This window comes from Luteitalea sp. (genome assembly GCA_009377605.1).
GTDB lineage: Bacteria > Acidobacteriota > Vicinamibacteria > Vicinamibacterales > Vicinamibacteraceae > WHTT01.
In genome coordinates, this window is sequence record WHTT01000002.1 from 1 (window position 1) to 19,556 (window position 19,556).

Here is a 19,556-nt window from a genome sequence, read left to right on the forward strand (position 1 = left end):
ATGCTCCTGCTGATTCTGTTGTCCAATCTTTCGCACCAGCGCCTCCGGCTGAGCCCGCTTACGGCAAGCGGCGTCAACTTCTGGAACGCGATGTACATCCCGATCGTCGTCGCAATGGCGGCCCGGCAGGACGTCGCCGCCGCGGTCTCGAGCGGCTGGATGGCGGTTACGGCCGGCGTTGCCGCGGTCGCGGCGAGTTTCGCGATGATCCCGGTGCTGGCGCGCTTCGGTACAGGCAGCCGCGATGCTGGTTGATGCGCTGGCGCAGGTCCTCGCGAAGAGCGCGCTGATCACGGCGTTCGTCTTCGTCGGCATCCTCGTCTGGTTCTCGTACTGGCTGTCGTCGAAGCTGACGCGCGGAAGGGTGCACGGCTCGGCGATCGCCATCACGATCGGCCTGCTGCTGGCGTACATCGGCGGCGCGGTGACCGGCGGCAGGCAGGGCCTCGCGGATTTCACGGTACTGGCCGGCCTCGGCCTGATGGGCGGCGCGATGTTTCGGGATTTCGCGATCGTCGCGACCGCGTTCGGCGCCGATCTCGACGAATTGCGCAAAGCGGGCGCGGTTGGCGCGGCCTCGATCGTCATCGGCGTCGTGCTGTCGTTCGTCGTCGGCGCGATCGTGGCGTTGGCATTCGGGTACACGGACGCGGTGTCGGTCAGCACGATCGGCGCGGGTGCGGCCACATACATCGTCGGCCCGGTGACCGGGACGGCGCTGGACGCCGAGTCCGGCGTGATCGCCCTGAGCGTGGCGGCGGGGCTCACGAAGTCGGTGCTGGTAATGGTCGGCACGCCGCTGGTCGCCGGCCGGATCGGCCTCGACAACCCGCACGCCGCCATGATCTACGGCGGCCTGATGGGCACGACCAGCGGCGTCGCCGGCGGACTCGCCGCCACCGATCCGAAGCTCGTGCCCTACGGCGCGATGACGGCGACGTTCTACACCGGCGTCGGCTGCCTGCTCGCGCCGTCGGTGCTGTTTCTCGCCGTGCGCGGTATTCTCTGAGCGCGTCGACGCACATCAAGCCCACCGCGCTGCATGTTAGCCGAGGTCGGCTTCCCACGCGCTTAACGTCCAACCTTAACGGCTAATCAACCCGATCCGAAATCCTGACCCAGGTACTGGGCATCGCCTACCGCACGATTGCGGGTCACTTGATCGAGAAAGCCGGCTGCAACGGTTCTTGGAAGGAGGGTCGAGTGAGGCGGGCTTGATCCAGCCGATGGACTGGCGCCGGTTAGCGTTGGTGTCTTCGTGTCTGCCGCCGCCGTTGCGCTCGTGGACGATAGGACGGATGAAGGGCCTATCGGAAGGTTAACGGGCTCGAGACGAAGCACACTGAAAAGCCTGCGGATCGAGGACCTCGACGAGCATCGGGCAGATCAGGTCCGTTTTCACCGCGACGACTATGACCAGCGCTATCGCATGTGGCGTCAGGTCAACCCCGCCCACCGCGAAAGTCCCCTGGCCGACCTCGATGATCTCCCCGCGGCACAGCAGATCGCACCGCCAACTACCCCCGCGCGTGTTCAGCCGACGGTGCGAACTCGTTGATCTGGAGTGGGTTGACCGCTGCGCGGTGATCATGCTCACACGGTTGGCCGCGAGCGCGGCGGCCAACGCGGTGTTCGCAGCCAACCACGTTCATGATCGCTGTGATGGCATTCGTGTTAACATCCACGCGCACAAGCACATGCGGTCGGAGTACGTCGGGTAGACCGTCGCGTTCGTCGGCGACCTTCGACTTGGGCACCGGCAGGTGCTCGAAGTCATCGACCATGCCGCGTAAGAATGTGTGAACGGCCTAACATGCGATGGAGCTGTCGGCTCGGCTGACGAGCCCTGCGCCGCGGCTCATCGCGATTGCGTTGGACGGATATTGAGCAGCAGTGCGCTACGCATTCCGAATCCGCTTTCATCGATCGCCCACCGACAGCATCAACATCGAGGCGCCGACTGTGGACCTCCCGTCCCTAGCGCCAGGTGATCGTGTTCAGTTGCGGGCGTGGGACAAGGACAAGGCCGTTAAGGACAGCGAGCGCCTCGTCCTCATTGGTGAGGGATTCGCTTCCGAGGAAACGGCAACACGTGCGGGTGACCTGTATTGGCGCGTGCTTCTGCGGACGATGGCTCACGTCCGCGTCGGTGCTGACTTTGGAGACAGGGCACCCAAGGGAGCATTCACGACGTACGGCTTGCAGTGGCTGGAGGCTCAACGTGGCGAGAGGGTCCTCAACGACGTCCATGGAATGATGGTCTTCGCTGCCGATCCATGGCCACGATTCGCATCGACATCAGCGACTGCTCTTCGCGGCGTTCCTCCGGACCGCTTCGAGCGCACGTTCCGCCGGGCACTCGAGACGACGTGGAGCTGACGCCGAAGGAGCGGATAGCGTTCGAAGTATTTAATGCCTCCTTCTTTCAGCCGTCGGCTGATGCGCGATTCCTACTGCGCGTCATGGCAATCGAGGCACTGCTCGAGCCGCGTCCGCGCGACGCCGCGGCGCGCCAGCACGTCGAGTCGCTAATTGCTGCAACACAGGCTGAACCGTCGCTGACCCCCGGCCGAGCGGCATTCTATCCTGGGTTCGCTGCGCTGGCTGAAGCAGGAGTCCATAAGTCGCGCAGGAAAGCGTCTTGCTGAGAGCAGACTCGGCGCCCGGAAGTACCAGAACAAGTCACCCGGTCAGTTCTTTTCGAACTGCTATACGGTCCGGAGCAACCTGGTCCATGGCGTGCTGCCGTTTCCGAGTCGTGACGAGGTAGACGCTCTTTCCGCCGGACTAGAGTTGTTCGTCTCAGACCTTCTTTGTGGCCCTTTGATCGATATTGAATGAGGATGTCGTCCAATAGTGAGGTGCAGCGGCAGCGCGGCGGCCAGCGCCGACAGAGTGATGAAGGTATGAGCGATCGCGACGAGCGCGACGACCACACTGAGCGCCGTGAAGCCGACGCGCAGCGCGATGCTGTCGAACGCGGTCCATCCGGAAGGGAGAGTCGCGCGCATGTCGCCGCGAGCATGGACCCGGCCCACGCGACGCCGATGAGCTTCTCGGCGCGCGACACCGCCGCCCAGCGACCGGCGTCCGGCGCGGCCGGCCGACGACGGCGGCATCTGCCCACACGACGATGACGACCGTGGGCACGATGAGCGCGACGGGCGCCCAGGATGAGACGCTGCTGGTAGCGCTGCACCGGCATGAACTAGATGTTCGACAACATCCCGCTGGATCTGCTCACAAGCCGCAGTGAACGTCGGCGGCGCCAGCTACTGGACGAGATGTCCACAGCAGGCGAGGAGGCCGGGCTGTACGAAGCCACCATGAGGCCGCGACGCACGAGATGACGCGGCGCGGCGTTCACGCTTGACGGTCAGACCGGGCTGCTCGTGCACGCCGTTTCGGCAGCGCCCTGGAAGACACGCGGCTCGCCGGCATTGCCACACTGGAGGCAGGCCTACGGTGACGCGTCGGCCGACCTCGAGGACGACGAGCCGGGATTCCGTGAAGCATTCCCTCGGCACTCACGTCCTCATCAATGTCCGGCCAGTGAACGCCGTGGCCGTCGCCGATCAACGTCCAGTTCGCCCGCTGCTTGGGCGTTGCGTCGGACAACCGCCACGACCACGCCAATGGGACACTGATCACGCGTCCGTCGACCAGGCGTGCCGTGATGACGTCGTCGGTCGCCTCGATGTCGTCGATTCGCGTTTCAACACCTGACCACAGTGCTCATACCAAGACTCGATCATGGCGTTGTCATTCCGAACGATGAGACCGCGGATCTCGTTTAGCTGTCGAAGCTCCTCAGCAGGCCGTGGCTACACGCTTACCAGCTCGCGCACTGGAGTGTCCTCAGAACGGCTCTCGAAGCCGAGCACCAAGCGCACACCGAGCGCCTCGGCCACCCGCTGGAGCGTCTCAACGCTGGTCTTGTGGCGGCCGCTCTCGAGCCTGGAGATTGCCGAATGACTGGTCCCGACGCGGCGCGCGAGCTCCTGCTGGGAGATGCCCAAGGCCGCGCGTCGCCTGATCACGAGTCGGGCTACTTCCTCGAATGGGGCGAGGCGACGCTGCTCGGCACGGTAGGCGGCACTTGCGCGCGCCCGCCGACGTTGTGCCTGCTGGGTGGTGCTTCCTACGGGGCGGCTGATATTCACTGACGCACCTCCAGAGTCGCCACACAGCTTATCACTTTTGGTAAGCCGCGATCAAGGCGCATCATGCCCCGCCGCCCGCGGGGGCCGGCGGGTCGGTGCATCCATCCGCGCCCGAAAATCTCTCCAACGTTGCTTGGCGGTCGCGATTTCCGACTCGGGCACCTGGCCGCCGTCCTTGCGGAAGATATGCAGGAGGACGATCAGGTTGCGAGATCTCTGATACAAGATGCGGTAGAGTTCCCGGCCGCAGTGGCATCTCAATTCGCGCAGTTCGCCCTCGATCTGCGAGCTGTGGGGAAACGGAAGGGGTGGGTTGGACCTCGTGAGCATGTTCAGGCGGTCAATTTGATTGTCCAAGACCACCTGACGCTTGACCGGTAGCCGGTCGATGAAGTCGTTGACTGGCTCGGAGCCATCTGGCGCCCGATAGTAGACCGCCTGAAGCTTGGCCACGCGCTGAAGGATACTCGACGCAACCCTGTCCGCTCGCATGCACGTCACATCTGTGCGGGTCAGCGGGCGTTTCGTCGTCTGCACCTATGCCGACTCGTCGAACACCCCAACCACAGGGAGCAGCACGACGGGTGCGCCTGCTACGGTATTGTGACCCTTGTGCTGTCCCTGTTTTGTACCTGCACTCATCGATGCCTCGCACCGTCAGGCCGTCGAGGCGGTCGAAGAGCGGTCGTTTGGCGAGATGGACGGTTTTGGACTGAGCTCGCCGGCAATCGCGGATCAGTCGTCTCCCGCAAGTGCCAACGTCCACTAGGCTTGTGATTGGAGGCGCCGCCCGGATTTGAACCGGGGATGGAGGTTTTGCAGACCTCTGCCTTACCACTTGGCTACGGCGCCGAGAACTAGGTGGGAGGCCCGCTGTGCGCGGCTCCTTGAATCAGGAAGAGGATGGAGCGGGAAACGGGATTCGAACCCGCGACTTCGACCTTGGCAAGGTCGCACTCTACCACTGAGTTATTCCCGCTCGTTCCGCCAAGCGACAATTTTACAACGTACCACAGCACGTCCGCGCCGCGCAAGCAGCCCCAGACGCTGAAGCAGGTTTCAGCCAGCTGCCTGGGGCGTGAGTGACGAGCCTGCCTCTGTCGATCCCTCGGCGTACGCGTCCGCTTACCTCCCGGTGACGACGGCCCGAAAGTTGCTGTTGCGATCCGCCGTATGGCCGCCGACCCGCGCGGAACCCTCGGGGAATCGGGCGAAATCCTCGCCTGCCGTGAGCTCGTACGCCACGGGTACGCAATTCTTGAACGGCGGTACCGCACCCGCGGTGGCGAAATTGACATCGTCGCCGAGCATCGGCGCACAATCGTCTTCGTCGAGGTCAAAACGCGACGCACCGTGAGCTTTGGCCAACCGGCCGAGGCGGTCACCTGGATCAAGCGCCGGCGTCTCCGAGCCATGGCACGCGACTACCTGTCCCATCGGCGCCTCGGCGATCGGGCTTGCCGTTTCGACGTCGTGACGGTTCTCTGGCCGGTGGGTCAGCGCCCGACCATCGAGATCATCGAAAATGCCTTCGAGGCCGACGCGTGGTAGCCGGCGACGCCGACGGCGCGTTCGGCGAACGCGCCCTACCATCGTGGCTGGGAGGACTCTCCGAGGCGTCCGTTTGTGGTTCTCGAGAGCTCTGGGAACGGCCTGATGCCTCAGCGTCGCACCGTGGCGCCCTGGCCGCGCACACGCCCCACGACGCCGAGCGCTTCGTCGAGCGCCGCGAGAGCCATATCCGCCTGATCGGTCGTCAGCAGCAGAGGCGGCGAGAACCGAATGACGTTGCGCCCCGCGCCCAGGAGGAGCACGCCGCGTTTGAACACCTCTTCGACGACCTGATCGCGCTCTTCAACGGCCCGCTCCTTGGTCTGGCGATCGCGAACGAGCTCGACACCAATCATCAGGCCCCGCCCACGTACATCGCCAATCAGGGAGTGCTTCTCCTGCAGCGCGCGTAGTCCATCGAGGAGATACGCTCCTACACGTGTGGCATTCTCGATGAGGCTACCCTCGAGCAAACGAATAGTCGCCAGCGCGGCCGCGCAGGACACCGGATTGCCCCCGAACGTGCTCGCATGCGCGCCAGGCGCCCAGTCCCAGAGCGCGGCGCGACCCGTGGCAACGCCAAGCGGCATCCCCGATGCAATACCCTTCGCCATCGTGACCATGTCAGGCTGGAGACCAAAGTGCTGGCAGGCAAACATGCGCCCCGTGCGTCCCATACCAGACTGCACCTCGTCCGCGACGATGAGGATGCCATGCTTACTGGCCAGCGCCTGCAAGCGTTGAAAGAACGATGTGGGCGGTATGATGTATCCACCCTCACCCTGAATGGGCTCGACAACAATGGCCGCAACTTCGTCGGGTGGCACCAACTGGGCGAAGAGGCGATCCTCGAGATACTCGAAACACTCGTCGACGGCCGCCTCGGGACCACGTGGGTGCCGATACGGATCCGGATACGGCGCGTGAAAGACGCCGGGCGTGGTCGTCGGACCAAAGCCTGCCCGCTGCACCGCCTTGCTTGCAGTGAGACCAAGGGCACCCATCGTGCGGCCGTGGAACGCACCGAAGAACGCAACGACGAAGCTCCGCTTGGAGTGATAGCGCGCGAGCTTGAGCGCCGCTTCGTTCGCCTCGGCGCCAGAATTACCAAAGAACGACTTGGTCGGCCCCGCGATGGGCACGATCCGGTCGAGCGTTTCTGCCAGCGTGACCTGCGGGTCGTAGTAGAAGTCAGTGCCGGACATGTGCAGGTAGCGATGCGCCTGTTCCGTTATCGCACTGACGACGTCCGGATGTGAGTGGCCGGTGGAGTTGGTGGCGATGCCTGCCGCACAGTCCAGGAAGCAGTTGCCGTCGACATCCTCGACCATCGCCCCCTCGCCTCGCGCGATGACGAGCGGATATCCGCGTGTGTAGGATGGCGAGACGAATCTGGCGTCGCGCTCGATGATGGCCCTGGCGTTCGGACCCGGCAACCGAGTCTTGATCTGGGGCTTCGATATCACGGTCAGTCTCACAGCACTGAGTTTTGAATCCTCGTAGCGCAGGCCTTTAGGCCTGCCAATCGTGGCGCGAAATCCCAGTCGGCAGGCCTAAAGGCCTGCGCTACTTCCGCTTCCACTTCGGCCCGGCTGGCGTGTCCTCGACGACAATGCCGCGGGCGTCGAGCTCGCCGCGGACTCGGTCGGCCGTCGCGAAGTCGCGCCGTCGGCGGGCGCTCTGGCGCTCGGCCACGAGCCGCTCGATTTCGTCGACGGCCATCGGCAATGCCGCCTCCTCGCGCCGCCGCAGCGCCATCACACCCAGCACGTCGTCGAACTCGTCGAACGTGCGACGGACGAGATCGGCGTCCGGGCGTCCGAGCTCGCCGGCATCTACGGCGGCATTGACCGCCCGCACCAGGTCGAAGACCGCACCAAGCGCCCCTGGCACATTGAGGTCGTCGAGCAGCCAGCGGCGGAAGCGGTCTCGCTTCTCTGCCAGCTCTTCTGCGAATCTCGGGCTGGCGGCCTCGCGCGTGACGAGGTCGAGCCGCGCCAGACAGGCCATCAGCCGCCGCAACGATTCCTCCGCTTGTTGCAGCACCGTCCACGAAAAGCGGAGCTGCTTGCGGTAGTGGACGGCAAGCAGCGCGTACCGCAGGGCCGACGGGCGGTAGCCTTCCCGGAGCACGTCGGGAATCGTATACACGTTGCCGGCCGACTTCGACATCTTCTCTCGTTCCAGCAGCAGGTGCTCGACGTGAAACCAGTAGCGCGCAAACGGCTGCCCGGTCGCCGCCTCGGCCTGCGCGATCTCATTCTCGTGATGAGGAAAGATGAGATCCACACCGCCACAATGAATATCGATGGGCGGCCCGTCGAGCCAGTGCAGGGCCATCGCCGAGCACTCGATGTGCCAACCGGGCCGCCCTGGCCCGAGACCGGGGTCCCATGTCGGCTCTCCGGGCCGCGCAGCCTTCCACAAGACGAAGTCGCGCGCGTTCTCTTTGTCGTACTTGTCGGCGTCGATGCGGGCGCCAGGCTTGATGCCGGCATGGTCGAGCTGCGCGAGCTTTCCGTAGTCGGGAAGCGACGCGATCTTGAAGTAGATGGATCCGTCCCCTCGGTACGCGTGACCGCGCTGCTCGAGCGCCGTGATCATCTCGGCCATCGCCTGGAGATTGGCATCCTCCGTGGCACGCGGCGACTCGTCAGGTGGTGCGATCCCCAGAGTATCGGCATCCTCGCGGAACGTCGCGATGTACCGGTCGGTATAGTCGTGCAGGGACATGCCGGCATTGCGCGACTCGATAATCGTCCGATCGTCAACGTCTGTGAAGTTGCTCACATAGCGCACCTGATAGCGGGCGACGTGCCGCAGCATGCGACGCAACAAGTCCACCGCAACGAACGTGCGGAAGTTGCCAATGTGGCCGCGCGCGTAGACCGTCAAGCCGCAGGCGTACATGCGCACGACATTCCCGCGTGCGGGCGCAAACTCCTCCTCCTGGCGCGTGAGTGTATTGTAGAGACGCATGTCGGAATGTTGTCGGCCGGAGATCCCTGCTGCGCTGGCAGCATTGCACGCTGTGCCGCTCAGCGGAACCCAGTACGGGAGCTCACCGCTTGTGCGAGGGCAGCTGACAGGTGAACCGGCAGAACGCGGTGCGCCCGTCGCGTCCCACGTCGACGCGATCGACGAGGTCACCGAGCATCGCCATGCGGCTCTGGGTGAGAGCCGACTCGATGGGATCCTGCACCACGGATGTCTGGCGGCAATTGACGCGCGCCGTCATCGCCTCACGCGTGCTGGCATACTGAACCTCGATGGCCGTGCCCGCCGGCTCTTCCTCGAGATACGGCAACAGCCAGCCGACGGCGTGATCCAGGGCATCACCCAGCCGTGCGGCGTCCGGCTCCTCCGCACCAGCGTAGGCGGCCAGCCGTTTCGTCATGTCACGCAGGAGCCCGAGGTGCCGCTGGTCCGCGGAAACGCTCAACGTAACTGACACGCCACGCCTGGACAGCGCAGCTGTCGTGGGCTCCGCCATGACTGGAAGCATTCTATAGCGAAATCCGGCCGAAGAGGGCGCGCGCCTCTGCGCAGTCCGCCGTCACCTGCGCTCGCAGCGCCTCCACGTTCGCGAACGCCTTCTCTGGCCGCATCCGCTGCACGAACGCGAGGCGAACACGCGCGCCGGCGAGATCTCGATCGAAGTCGAGGAGATGCGTCTCCACAATGGGCGTCGTGAGATCGCCGAACGTGGGGCGCAGGCCCACATTGGTCACGGCCGCGTGAATCGCCGAGTCGATGGTGACTGTCGTCGCATACACGCCGTGTGGAGGCAATAGCTCATTCTCCGTCTGCAGGTTCGCCGTCGGGAACCCGAGTCCTCGGCCGCGGCCCGCGCCAGGCACCACGAGGCCGTCGACGTAGTAATGATGGCCCAACAGCGCGCCCGCTTCGTCTACCCGCCCCTCCGCAACGAGACGCCGGATGCGCGTGCTGCTGACGATGAAGTCCTTGTAGCGGACCGGATCGATCTTCTCGACCTTGAAGCCATGGTCTTGACCGAGCGCACGCAGCAGCGAGAAGTTGCCGGATCGGTCGCGTCCAAAGAGAAAGTTCCCACCCACCCACACTTCCGCCACGCGCAGCCAGTCGATCAACACCTCGCGCACGAAGTGCTCCGGCTCCCAACGCGAGAGCTCGGGTGTGAACCGCACGATGACCACGCCCTCGATGCCGGCGCGGGCAATCGCCTCCAGCCGCTGCGCACGCGTCATCAGCAATGGCGGTGCCTTGTCCGGCCGAACGACCCGCGGCGGGTGCGGCTCGAACGCCATGACCAGCGCCGTGCCGCCGTGCTCGCGCGCCTGCCGACCGACGCGATCGATGATCTTCTGGTGCCCGCGATGGAGGCCGTCGAAGTTGCCCAACGCGACCACGGGGTACGGCCAATTGGCGGGCGAGGGATCATCCGGAAAGTAACGGATGTCCAAGCTGACCCGACCCGTTGTCGGTTGCGTCGTCATGCCGATTGTTGGGTGGCTGGCGGCACGTCAATGACCAGTCCATCATATGCTAGCTCGATCCCGGCCGGCAGACGCGCGCAGGTCGCCGCATGGCCGATCTCGTGCGCCATGTGGACTAGAAGTGTGCTGGAGGCGCCGACACGCTGCGCCGCCTCGATGGCCTCACCAAGCGAGAAGTGCGTGGGGTGCGGGCGATCGCGAAGTGCATCGAGCACGAGCATGTCGACACCCTCGAGCAGCGGCCAGGACTGGTCGGGGATGGCGCTGCAATCCGTGAGGTACGCAAACGGTCCGACCCGAAATCCAAGAATGAGGCGCCGGCCGTGGAAAATGGGAATCGGTGTCCAGCGAGTCGACCCAACCATGAATGGCCCGTCAATCGTCTGCGGCGCAAGCGATGGGACGCCTCCCGCCAACTCTGGCGGCGCCTCGAACGCGTAGTCGAAGATCCGCCGCAGGTCCCGCATCGTCAATTCATCCGCGTACAGGGGAAGCGCTTCGCCGCTGAGGACGTTGAATCGCCGGCACTCGTCCAAGCCGAACACATGATCGGCATGGCTGTGCGTGTAGACGATGGTGTCGACCCGCGTGATACCAAAGTGCAGCGCTTGGGCACGCAGGTCGATCGAGGTGTCCACCAACACCTGTAGACCATCGTCCTGGGTCACGAGAATGGACGTCCGCCAGCGCTTGTCGCGCGGGTCGTCGGATCGACAGACGTCGCAGCGACAACCAATCACCGGGACCCCATGTGAGGTGCCCGTGCCGAGGAAGAGAACACGCATAGGAGGTTCGAGGTCAGAGGTTCGAGGTTCAAGGTTCAAGGTTCGAGGTTCGAGGTTCAAGGTCGGGGATGGAAGGTCGGAGGTCAGCACTGCCTGCTCACGAAGGTGATGGCGGACGAGGTGGAAGGATCCACGTTCAACGGCGCGTGGGCTTTCACCAACCAACGTCGATACGCCCCCACCTTGAACCTCGAACCTTGAACCTCGAACCTCTAACGCTGCGTCATCTCGACGTACTTCATCCGCAGCTCGTATAGCAGCTGTTCGATGAGCTGGCGCTCCTGGATAATCAAGTTCCCACGAATCTTCTCGTCGATCATGGCTAGTGTGTCGATCATCTGACGTGCCGCATCGAGATCGGTGGTCTTTTGACCGGTGGAGGAATCCGGCCGGTCCCCAAAATGCACGGCGGCCGCCTGCGCCAGCGACAGCACGAACGCCGTGAAAGAGACGGTCGAGGGCGGCGCTTCCGCCATTCGAGAATGCTAGCATAGGGCCGAGCGCCCGTTCATGCCCATGTCCGAGCCCACGCGCGAGACTCGTCCTGCCGATCACCAGCGCGCCGGTGCTGCGCTTCAGCGGTTGGCGGGCATCATGGCCCGCTTGCGGTCGCCCACCGGCTGCCCGTGGGATCGCGAACAGACCCTCAAGACCCTCGCGCCATATGTCATCGAGGAGGCGTACGAGGTCGTCGAGGCGATCGAGCGCAACGATATGGGTGAGCTGCGCGGCGAGATCGGCGACCTCGTCTTCGAAGGCGTCTTTCTCGCCCAGCTCTGCGCCGAAAGCCGCTTCTTCACGTTGGCTGATGCGCTCGAGGATGTTGGCGACAAGCTGATACGCCGGCATCCGCATGTCTTCGCACGGGAGACGGACGACACGGCGGTGCGCATCACCACGCCAGATGACGTCAAGGTGCGCTGGGAGGAGATCAAGGCCCGCGAGCGCGACCGAAAGGGACAAACGCGACGCAGCGTGATAGACGGTGTCCCTCGCGCGCTGCCCGCCCTGCTTCGCGCGTATCGCTTGAGCGCCCGGGCGGCGACGGTGGGCTTCGACTGGCCGGATCCGGCGGCGGTCGTTGCGAAGGTGCGTGAAGAGATGTCGGAGGTCGAGGAAGCCGCCGCGCGCGGCGACGAGCCGCAGACCACCGAAGAGCTCGGCGACCTGCTGTTCGCCGTGGTGAACCTCGCGCGCAAGCTCGGCGTCGAGCCGGAAGCGGCGCTGCGCGCCGCCAATGACAAATTCACGCAACGCTTCGAGGCAATGCAGCAGGCGTTGGCCGAGGGCGGCAAGGCGATGGATGAGGTCACGCTCGACGAGATGGACGCCGCCTGGAACGCTGCCAAGCGCCTTACCGCACCATAAACGTCTTACCAGACATCGTTCGGCCGACGATCACGCGGCCGTTGGTCGCAAGCTGAATAGCGCCCTCCCGATCCGTTCGCAAAATGGAGGCGCCGGTGCGCTGGACACGCGTGACTACATCCGCTGCTGGGTGACCGTACCGATTCTCTCGCCCGCAACTGAACACGACGACCCGCGGGGCTACGGCGTGGAGAAAGCGCGTGGTGGTCGACGTACGGCTACCGTGGTGCGCCGCCTTGAGCACACGCAGCCGTGAGGGTGCGACATGCGCGGAGACCTCCTCTTCTGCCGCGCGCTCGATATCGCCCGGCAAGAGGAACGACACATCGCCATAGCGCACATCGAGCACGAGCGAATCGTTGTTTCGTGCGCGCCGTCGCTCCCACTCCGGCTCTCCCGGATGCAGGACGGTGAAAGAGACCATGCCGCGCGTGATGACCTCGCCGCGTCGGAGCTGCCGCCAGACCGCGCCGCGGTCGCGCGCCAGGCGCTTCAACATCTCCAGCGTTCGATGTCCGACGACGGGTACGCCTTCCCAGAACAGACGTGGATTGAATCGCCGCGCCACGATCGGCGCGCCTGCTACGTGATCGGCATCGCCATGCGTAATGCCCATCCGATCGAGCCGTCGCAGGCCCAGGGCCCACAGGGCGCGTGAGACCACACGGTCTCCCACATCGAACGCCGCGTCGAACTGCGTGCCGCCTGCGTCTGCGAGTAGCGTTGTGCCGTCGGGCAGCTGGAGGAGCGTTGCGTCCCCCTGTCCGACATCGAGAAACGTCGCCGTGAGCCAGGAGTGCGCCTCACCGGCGAGGTGCGATCCCGCACCAGCGTGCCATGTCCAGGGCTTGGGCCGTGGCGCATGGACGCCCCCCGTCACGATCCAGACCGCGGACGCCGCCCACAACGCGAGCGCTGGTCGACGCCAACGGTGCCTCGGTGGCTGAACGGCACCCAGCAGACCGCCGTAGTAGACCGCCAGCGCGCCCCACGAAGGAGGCGGGACATCCCGCACGAGCCAGGGCACCACGTCGACGAGCCGGCTGCTCTCGACAATCGCCAGCGCCGCGATGTGGGCAACAAGGCCGGTGAGGGTTCCGAGCCCGACGCTCAAGGTGCCGAGCACGACGGTCACGAGCCCCACGATCTGTACGACCCCCATGAGCGGGATCGCAACGAAGTTGAGCAGCAGTCCGGCGAGGGTTGCCCGCGCGAACACGAGCGCGCTGACGGGCATGAGCACGATCTCCGCGGCAATGGTCGACGCGAGCAACCAGAACGCTGCGCGCCAGAGCCACCCCGCCCGCGTGGAGCGCTCCCTCATCCGCGGCCATCCCGCCCGCACCAGCGACGCCATGTGCAGAATCCCGACCGTGGCGCCAAACGACAGCGCGAAGCCGGCGTCGAACAGCGCCAGCGGCGTCAACGCGGCCTGCAGCGCGGCCGCGACCGCCAGCGCGTTCATCGGACTGGTGCGATGGTCCCACAAGCGTGCGCTCAAGTACACAATGGCGACGATCGTAGCGCGCGGCACCGAAGCCCCGCCCTCGACCGTCTCGGCATATCCAGCGAGCAGGACGATGACGGCCAGGGCCGTGGCACGCTCGGGCACACCGAGTCGCCTTGGCAGCCAGAAGAGCAGCGCGGCCAGTAGCGCGATGTTCCCGCCGGAAATAGCGAGCACGTGATACGTGCCAGCGCGCTGTAAGCGATCCTCGATCTCCTGGCCGAGACCGGCTCGGTCTCCCATCAGCACCGCCACGACAATGGCGCCGCTCGTCGGGTCGTGACGACCTACCGTCGCTGCGACGACGCGGCGAACGTGCGCACGGAGGCTGGCCGCGATCTCGGCCGCCAGATGTCCACGCCGAACGATCTCCACTCGCAGCGCGCTCTTGACCGACGCCAGAAGCCTCACCTGGCGCCGCGCCAGTGCCAGCTCTTGATCAGTGGTGCCGAAGTTGCGATACGGCAGCGGGCGACGGAGCGTCGCCGGTAGCCGAACGAGCCGCCCGGCCCGCCAGTCGCGGTAGCGTGTCTCGACGAATCGGCCCCCCACGTGCACGCGAACGCCACCCTGGGCTGCGGCCCGCCGACGGCCAACGTCGACGGCACGCAAATCCAGCACGAACGACGCCCCATACGGCGTCTGTTCCGCATCGGCACGTATCCAGCCTTCGAGAACAATCGGCGGTGGAACCGAGCTCTCGGCGCCCTCGGCCGAAGCGGCCTCCGCATCCGCGTGCCATGGCTCAAGTCCCGGCGGTGCCCAGGCCCGACGCGCCGCTCCCCCGCCAAGCGAGAGACCGGCCACTGCGAAGCCAGCCGCAAGGAGCACACCGCACCCGGTCACGCCACCGCGTACAAAGCGCCACGCGGCCACGAGCCAGGCCACCAACCCGCCGACCAGACCGATCGGCGCCAGCTGTGGCACGGCCCACGTCGCTCCGACAGCAGCACCGGCCAGCAGCGCCAGTGCGGGTAGCACGGCCACGGCTCCCATGTGAAAGAAGCCGTGCAAGATCAGTTACAGGTCGGCGTGAACGAAAGGGGAGCGGAAATCGCTGCAATTTCGCGGGTTGCGAAGCGAGCCGGATGAGCGCCTGCGGGCGCTGTTGCAGTTCCGGCGATCAGCATCGCCGTACAGAGTGGATTTTCTGCGATCCCGAGCCGTGTCTGCACGGCTTCATATGTCTTCTGGCCCGGCTCCTAAGAACCAAGAACCTTGACCGCTTCGTGGTACTCCTGCAGGCTCCGAACGTCGAGGCCATGGTCGCGAAGGGCGCGGATCGCGGCAATCGTCGCCGCGCCACCGGTGAGTGTCGTGATGCAGGGGACACCGTGCAGCATCGCGATGCGCCGCACAGTGCGATCATCGAAGAACGACTCGCGGCCGAGAGGCGTGTTGATGACCAGGTGAATCTCCTTGTTCAAGATGCGGTCACCGACGTGCGGACGCCCCTCGTTGATCTTGTACACGACGTCGGCTGGCAGACCGTGCGCCCGCAGGTGAGCCGCGGTACCGCGCGTCGCCGTAATCTTGAAGCCGATCTCGTGGAGCTCACGGGCCAGCGGCAGCACGTTTCGCTTGTCGTTGTCATTGACGCTCATGAACGCGGTGCCAGAGAGCGGAAGCTTGTGGCCGGCCCCGATCTGCGCCTTCGCATAGGCGACGCCAAACGACGTCCCGCCCCCCATCACTTCGCCCGTCGACTTCATCTCCGGCCCGAGTAACGTATCAACACCCGGGAAGCGCACGAATGGGAAGACGGGCGACTTGACGAACACGCCCGTGCCTTCCAGATCGCCAACCAGGCCGAGCTCCGGCAGGGTGCGGCCAGCCATCACACGGGCCGCCACCTTTGCGAGGGGCACCCCGGTGGCCTTCGACAGATAGGGCACCGTTCGGGACGCGCGCGGATTGACCTCGAGCACGAACACCGTGTCATCTCTGAGCGCGAACTGCGCGTTCATCAGGCCCACAACACCCAGTGCTCGTGCGATGCGGCGAATATAGTCGCGGATCGTCGCAAGGTGGCGCTCGGGCACCAGGTAGGGCGGCACCACGCACGAGCTGTCACCCGAGTGGATGCCAGCCTCCTCGATGTGCTCCATGATGCCGCCGATGACGAGGTTCCCCGCCGCATCGGCCACGGCGTCCACGTCCAGCTCGAACGCATCCTCGAGAAACTTGTCGATGAGAATCGGGTGTTCGGGCGAGACGTCCACGGCGCTCGCCATGTACTGGTCGAGGCTGCCCGGATCGTAGACGATCGCCATCGCCCGGCCGCCGAGCACGTAGGAGGGCCGCACCACCAACGGGAACCCAATACGCCGAGCCACGTCGCGCGCCTCGTCGCGCGAGGCCGCCATGCCGTTGGCGGGCTGCGGAATCGCGAGATCCCAGAGCAGCTTCGCGAAGCGCTCGCGATCCTCGGCCAGGTCGATGGAGTCCGGCGAGGTGCCGATGATCTTCACGCCTGCCGCCTGCAGCGCCAGTGCGAGCTTCAACGGTGTCTGGCCGCCAAACTGCACGGCGCACGACACATCGCCGCCCGCGCTCTCCTCGCGCTTGATGATGGCGAGCACGTCCTCGAAGGTGAGCGGCTCGAAGTAGAGGCGGTCGACCGTGTCGTAGTCGGTCGAGACGGTCTCGGGATTGCAGTTGATCATCACCGTCTCGTACCCCTCGTCACGCAGGGCAAAGGCGGCGTGGCAACAGCAGTAGTCGAACTCGATCCCCTGGCCGATCCGGTTCGGCCCACTCCCGAGAATCACCACCTTGGGTCGGCTCGTCGGATCCGCCTCGCATTCTTCCTCATAGCTGCCGTACATGTATGGCGTGAAAGACTCGAACTCCGCGGCGCAGGTGTCAATCCGTTTGTAGCTGGTCGTCAGCGCGAGCTCTTCGCGCCGGGCGCGCACGGCCTCCTCCCGCGTCTCACAGATGATGGCAAGGTCTTGATCGGAGAACCCGGAGCGCTTCAGCGTGCGCAGCAAATCGGGCGACATCTCGCGCAAGCCGAGATCGCCCGCCATGCGTGCCAGCTCGGCGATCGACGCGAATTGGCTCAAGAACCACTGATCGATGTGCGTGAGCTGATGAAGCTGGTCGACCGACCACCCGGCCTCGAGCGCCCGAAAGATGGCCCACATGCGTTGGTCGCTCGGAACGACGAGCTGCCGATGCAGCGCGCCCATGCCCGCTTCGTCCGCCTCGAATTGCTGGCCGAAGAGAGAGGCACCGCTCCGGCCCAATTCGAGCGATCGGACACCCTTCAGGAACGCCTCCTTGAAGGTGCGGCCAATCGCCATCACCTCCCCCACCGACTTCATCTGGGTCGTCAGGGTCGTATCCGCTTCCGGAAACTTCTCGAAGGCCCAACGTGGAATCTTCACGACGATGTAGTCGATGGTGGGTTCGAAGGAGGCAGGCGTCACTCGGGTGATGTCGTTGGGAATCTCGTCCAGTCGATATCCGAGGGCAAGCTTGGCCGCGATCTTCGCGATGGGAAACCCTGTGGCCTTCGACGCCAGCGCCGATGATCGCGACACACGCGGGTTCATCTCAATCACCACTATCCGACCGTCGTCCGGGTTGATGGCGAATTGAATATTGGAGCCGCCCGTTTCGACGCCGACCCTGCGGATGACACGCCGTGCCGCGTCACGCATCCGCTGGTACTCCTTGTCCGTGAGGGTCAGCGCTGGTGCCACGGTGATGCTATCGCCGGTGTGAACGCCCATGGGATCGACGTTCTCGATGGAGCAGATCACCACGAAGTTATCGGCGCTGTCGCGCATCACCTCGAGCTCGAACTCCTTCCAGCCGATCACCGACTCTTCGACGAGGATGTCGTGGACCGGGCTGAGACTGATGCCGCGCTCGGCGATCTCGCGGAACTCTTCGAGGTTGTACGCAATGCCGCCGCCGATCCCCCCCAGCGTGAACGAGGGACGGAGGATCGCTGGAAATCCGATCTCTTGGACGGCCGCCAGCGCCGCCTCGAGGGAGCTCACGACCGCAGACCGTGGGACGTCGATGCCGATCTCCCGCATCGCGTCGCGAAAGCGCAGGCGATCCTCGGCCACCTGAATCGCGTCGACCGACGCGCCAATGAGCGTGACCCCATACTGCGCAAGCGTGCCCTGCTCGGCGAGCGCCACCGCGAGGTTGAGCGCTGTTTGGCCACCGACCGTCGGGAGCAGTGCGTCCGGCCGCTCGCGTTCGATGATCGTCGAGAGGATCTCCGGTGTCAGCGGCTCGACGTACGTCCGATCCGCCAGCTCTGGGTCGGTCATGACGGTGGCTGGGTTGCTGTTGACGAGGACGATCTCGAGCCCCTCCGCCCTGAGCGCTTTACAAGCCTGCGTTCCCGAGTAGTCGAACTCACACGCCTGGCCAATGACGATTGGCCCTGAGCCGATCACGAGGACGCGGTGGATGTCGGTTCGTTTCATCGTTACCGCTGCTCCTCCATCGCGTCGAGGAACTGGCGGAACAGGTAGTCTGCGTCGTGCGGACCGGGCGACGCTTCGGGATGGTACTGAACACAAAAGGTCGGCTTGGTGCGGTGCCGGAGCCCCTCGATGGTGCCGTCGTACAGATTCACGTGTGTGACCTCGATCGCCTCGGGCATGCCCTCTGGATCGACCGCAAAACCGTGATTCTGCGAGGTGATCTCCACCTGCTCGGTTGCCAGATGCTTCACGGGATGGTTCGCGCCGCGATGGCCGAACTTCAGCTTGAAGGTCTTCGCACCGAGGGCAAGCGCCAGCACTTGGTGCCCGAGACAAATGCCGAAGATCGGCACCTCCTCGCGCGTGAGCTCCCGGGCGCTTGCGACAGCGTAGTCCACCGCCGCCGGATCGCCGGGGCCGTTGCTCAGGAAGATGCCGTCCGGCTTCATGGCCAGCAGCTCAGCGGCCGGCGCGGTGGCTGGAAACACGCGGACGTCGCAGCCGTGGAGATCGAAGCGGCGCAGGATGTTGTACTTCATGCCGTAGTCGTATGCGGCCACGCGCATGCGGCGCGCAGCACGGCGCGACGGCATGTGAATGAGCTCCCGGGCGTCGGTGAGCGTCTCATCTCCAGCCGGCTCGTAGTCGAAGGGCACGGCACAGGTGACGCGACGGACCAGGTCTTGCCCCTCCATACGCGGAATCGCGCGCGCCTTGTCCACCAGGTCGTCCGGCGAAAGCTCCTGCCCTGTCGCAAGCACGCCGCGCATGGCGCCTGCGCTGCGCAGGGCTCGCGTGAGCGCCCGCGTGTCGACATCGCCAATCGCAATCAGGTTGTTGGCAATGAGGTACTCGCGCAGCGTACTGTCGGCACGCCAGTTACTGGCGATCGCTGAAGCCTCACGCACGACGAAGCCCGCCACTTGCGGATGGCCCGACTCGACATCTTCACTCGTGACGCCGTAGTTGCCGATGAGCGGCGCGGTCATCGTGACGATCTGGCCCGCGTACGACGGATCCGTGAGCACTTCTTGGTAACCGGTGAGGCTCGTGTTGAAGACGACCTCGCCGCTGGTCTCGCCCGATGCACCGATCGAGACCCCTTCGAACACTCGGCCGCTTTCAAGGGCGAGAATCGCCTTCATGGGGTATGAATGTCCTACGATTGCGTCCCGTATCGCGGGTGCAACATCCAGCACGGCGCGTTCGGCGAACGCGCCCTACCATGGTGGCGGTAGGGACGCCTCGCC

Annotated in this window: 18 protein-coding genes and 2 tRNA genes; 6 read left to right on the plus strand and 14 right to left on the minus strand. The window is 65.2% G+C overall.

Annotated features, from left to right (window positions below; all coding sequences use genetic code 11):
* From GEV06_00720 to GEV06_00735, 4 genes are all read left to right on the plus strand, one after another.
* Positions 1 to 255 (plus strand): malonate transporter (locus tag GEV06_00720; GenBank protein ID MPZ16427.1); only part of this gene is annotated, 255 nt, incomplete at its 5' end.
* The gene (madM, locus tag GEV06_00725; protein ID MPZ16428.1) at positions 245 to 1,009 is read left to right on the plus strand and encodes a malonate transporter subunit MadM; all 765 of its coding nucleotides are present in this window, start codon (positions 245 to 247) and stop codon (positions 1,007 to 1,009) included. The genes GEV06_00720 and madM, both read left to right, overlap by 11 nt.
* An 884-nt stretch (positions 1,010 to 1,893) precedes the next feature.
* Complete coding sequence (locus GEV06_00730) at positions 1,894 to 2,379, plus strand: hypothetical protein (protein MPZ16429.1); 486 nt, start codon at positions 1,894 to 1,896, stop codon at positions 2,377 to 2,379.
* Positions 2,380 to 2,843: 464 nt separating this feature from the next.
* A complete protein-coding gene (locus GEV06_00735; protein MPZ16430.1) occupies positions 2,844 to 3,137 on the plus strand; it encodes a hypothetical protein in 294 nt (97 codons plus the stop codon).
* 226 nt (positions 3,138 to 3,363) lie between these two features.
* Here GEV06_00735 and GEV06_00740 read toward each other — a convergent pair whose 3' ends face one another.
* From GEV06_00740 to GEV06_00760, 5 genes are all read right to left on the minus strand, one after another.
* Complete coding sequence (locus GEV06_00740) at positions 3,364 to 3,732, minus strand: DUF2442 domain-containing protein (protein ID MPZ16431.1); 369 nt, start codon at positions 3,730 to 3,732, stop codon at positions 3,364 to 3,366.
* Between the two features lie 92 nt (positions 3,733 to 3,824).
* Complete coding sequence (locus GEV06_00745; GenBank protein ID MPZ16432.1) at positions 3,825 to 4,163, minus strand: helix-turn-helix domain-containing protein; 339 nt, start codon at positions 4,161 to 4,163, stop codon at positions 3,825 to 3,827.
* A gap of 51 nt (positions 4,164 to 4,214) precedes the next feature.
* Complete coding sequence (locus GEV06_00750) at positions 4,215 to 4,700, minus strand: hypothetical protein (GenBank protein MPZ16433.1); 486 nt, start codon at positions 4,698 to 4,700, stop codon at positions 4,215 to 4,217.
* Between the two features lie 241 nt (positions 4,701 to 4,941).
* Positions 4,942 to 5,015: transfer RNA gene (locus GEV06_00755), tRNA-Cys, on the minus strand.
* A 52-nt stretch (positions 5,016 to 5,067) separates the two neighbouring features.
* Positions 5,068 to 5,142: transfer RNA gene (locus tag GEV06_00760), tRNA-Gly, on the minus strand.
* A 194-nt stretch (positions 5,143 to 5,336) separates the two neighbouring features.
* Here GEV06_00760 and GEV06_00765 point away from each other — a divergent pair.
* Positions 5,337 to 5,714: a YraN family protein gene (locus tag GEV06_00765; protein MPZ16434.1), complete on the plus strand. Its 378-nt coding sequence runs from the start codon at positions 5,337 to 5,339 to the stop codon at positions 5,712 to 5,714.
* A 110-nt stretch (positions 5,715 to 5,824) separates the two neighbouring features.
* Here the strand turns inward: GEV06_00765 and GEV06_00770 are convergent, their stop codons facing one another.
* The 6 genes from GEV06_00770 to GEV06_00795 form a co-directional block, all read right to left on the minus strand.
* Entirely contained in the window at positions 5,825 to 7,177 is a 1,353-nt protein-coding gene (locus tag GEV06_00770) for an acetyl ornithine aminotransferase family protein (GenBank protein ID MPZ16435.1), read from the minus strand.
* A 103-nt stretch (positions 7,178 to 7,280) separates the two neighbouring features.
* A complete protein-coding gene (locus GEV06_00775; protein ID MPZ16436.1) occupies positions 7,281 to 8,693 on the minus strand; it encodes a cysteine--tRNA ligase in 1,413 nt (470 codons plus the stop codon).
* Between the two features lie 82 nt (positions 8,694 to 8,775).
* Positions 8,776 to 9,111, minus strand: a complete 336-nt coding sequence (locus GEV06_00780) for a hypothetical protein (protein ID MPZ16437.1) — start codon at positions 9,109 to 9,111, stop codon at positions 8,776 to 8,778.
* Between the two features lie 109 nt (positions 9,112 to 9,220).
* Positions 9,221 to 10,192, minus strand: a complete 972-nt coding sequence (locus GEV06_00785; protein ID MPZ16438.1) for a bifunctional riboflavin kinase/FAD synthetase — start codon at positions 10,190 to 10,192, stop codon at positions 9,221 to 9,223.
* Positions 10,189 to 10,977 (minus strand): MBL fold metallo-hydrolase, encoded by a 789-nt coding sequence (locus tag GEV06_00790; GenBank protein ID MPZ16439.1) that lies wholly within the window; start codon positions 10,975 to 10,977, stop codon positions 10,189 to 10,191. Before GEV06_00790 ends, GEV06_00785 begins: the two co-directional genes overlap by 4 nt.
* Before the next feature lie 212 nt (positions 10,978 to 11,189).
* A complete protein-coding gene (locus GEV06_00795) occupies positions 11,190 to 11,453 on the minus strand; it encodes a DUF1844 domain-containing protein (protein ID MPZ16440.1) in 264 nt (87 codons plus the stop codon).
* Positions 11,454 to 11,493: 40 nt separating this feature from the next.
* On the opposite strand from GEV06_00795, the gene mazG reads away from it, so the two are divergent.
* Entirely contained in the window at positions 11,494 to 12,345 is an 852-nt protein-coding gene (gene mazG / locus GEV06_00800; protein MPZ16441.1) for a nucleoside triphosphate pyrophosphohydrolase, read from the plus strand.
* Here mazG and GEV06_00805 read toward each other — a convergent pair.
* From GEV06_00805 to carA, 3 genes are all read right to left on the minus strand, one after another.
* Positions 12,332 to 14,866, minus strand: a complete 2,535-nt coding sequence (locus tag GEV06_00805; protein ID MPZ16442.1) for a DUF4131 domain-containing protein — start codon at positions 14,864 to 14,866, stop codon at positions 12,332 to 12,334. The two genes, mazG and GEV06_00805, sit on opposite strands and share 14 nt — an antisense overlap.
* A gap of 188 nt (positions 14,867 to 15,054) precedes the next feature.
* A complete protein-coding gene (carB, locus tag GEV06_00810; GenBank protein MPZ16443.1) occupies positions 15,055 to 18,306 on the minus strand; it encodes a carbamoyl-phosphate synthase large subunit in 3,252 nt (1,083 codons plus the stop codon).
* Positions 18,307 to 18,308: 2 nt separating this feature from the next.
* Positions 18,309 to 19,451 (minus strand): glutamine-hydrolyzing carbamoyl-phosphate synthase small subunit, encoded by a 1,143-nt coding sequence (carA, locus tag GEV06_00815; GenBank protein ID MPZ16444.1) that lies wholly within the window; start codon positions 19,449 to 19,451, stop codon positions 18,309 to 18,311.
* Between the last annotated feature and the right edge of the window lie 105 nt (positions 19,452 to 19,556).

Excerpts from the sequence above, each read along its gene's own strand:
- GEV06_00780 (MPZ16437.1), bottom strand. The coding sequence starts at position 9,111 with ATGACGAAACGGCTGGCCGCCTACGCTGGTGCGGAGGAGCCGGACGCC.
- mazG (MPZ16441.1), top strand. The coding sequence starts at position 11,494 with ATGTCCGAGCCCACGCGCGAGACTCGTCCTGCCGATCACCAGCGCGCC.
- GEV06_00795 (MPZ16440.1), bottom strand. The coding sequence starts at position 11,453 with ATGGCGGAAGCGCCGCCCTCGACCGTCTCTTTCACGGCGTTCGTGCTG.
- carB (MPZ16443.1), bottom strand. The coding sequence starts at position 18,306 with ATGAAACGAACCGACATCCACCGCGTCCTCGTGATCGGCTCAGGGCCA.
- GEV06_00775 (MPZ16436.1), bottom strand. The coding sequence starts at position 8,693 with ATGCGTCTCTACAATACACTCACGCGCCAGGAGGAGGAGTTTGCGCCC.
- GEV06_00735 (MPZ16430.1), top strand. The coding sequence starts at position 2,844 with ATGTCGTCCAATAGTGAGGTGCAGCGGCAGCGCGGCGGCCAGCGCCGA.
- madM (MPZ16428.1), top strand. The coding sequence starts at position 245 with ATGCTGGTTGATGCGCTGGCGCAGGTCCTCGCGAAGAGCGCGCTGATC.
- carA (MPZ16444.1), bottom strand. The coding sequence starts at position 19,451 with ATGAAGGCGATTCTCGCCCTTGAAAGCGGCCGAGTGTTCGAAGGGGTC.
- GEV06_00790 (MPZ16439.1), bottom strand. The coding sequence starts at position 10,977 with ATGCGTGTTCTCTTCCTCGGCACGGGCACCTCACATGGGGTCCCGGTG.
- GEV06_00765 (MPZ16434.1), top strand. The coding sequence starts at position 5,337 with ATGGCCGCCGACCCGCGCGGAACCCTCGGGGAATCGGGCGAAATCCTC.
- GEV06_00785 (MPZ16438.1), bottom strand. The coding sequence starts at position 10,192 with ATGACGACGCAACCGACAACGGGTCGGGTCAGCTTGGACATCCGTTAC.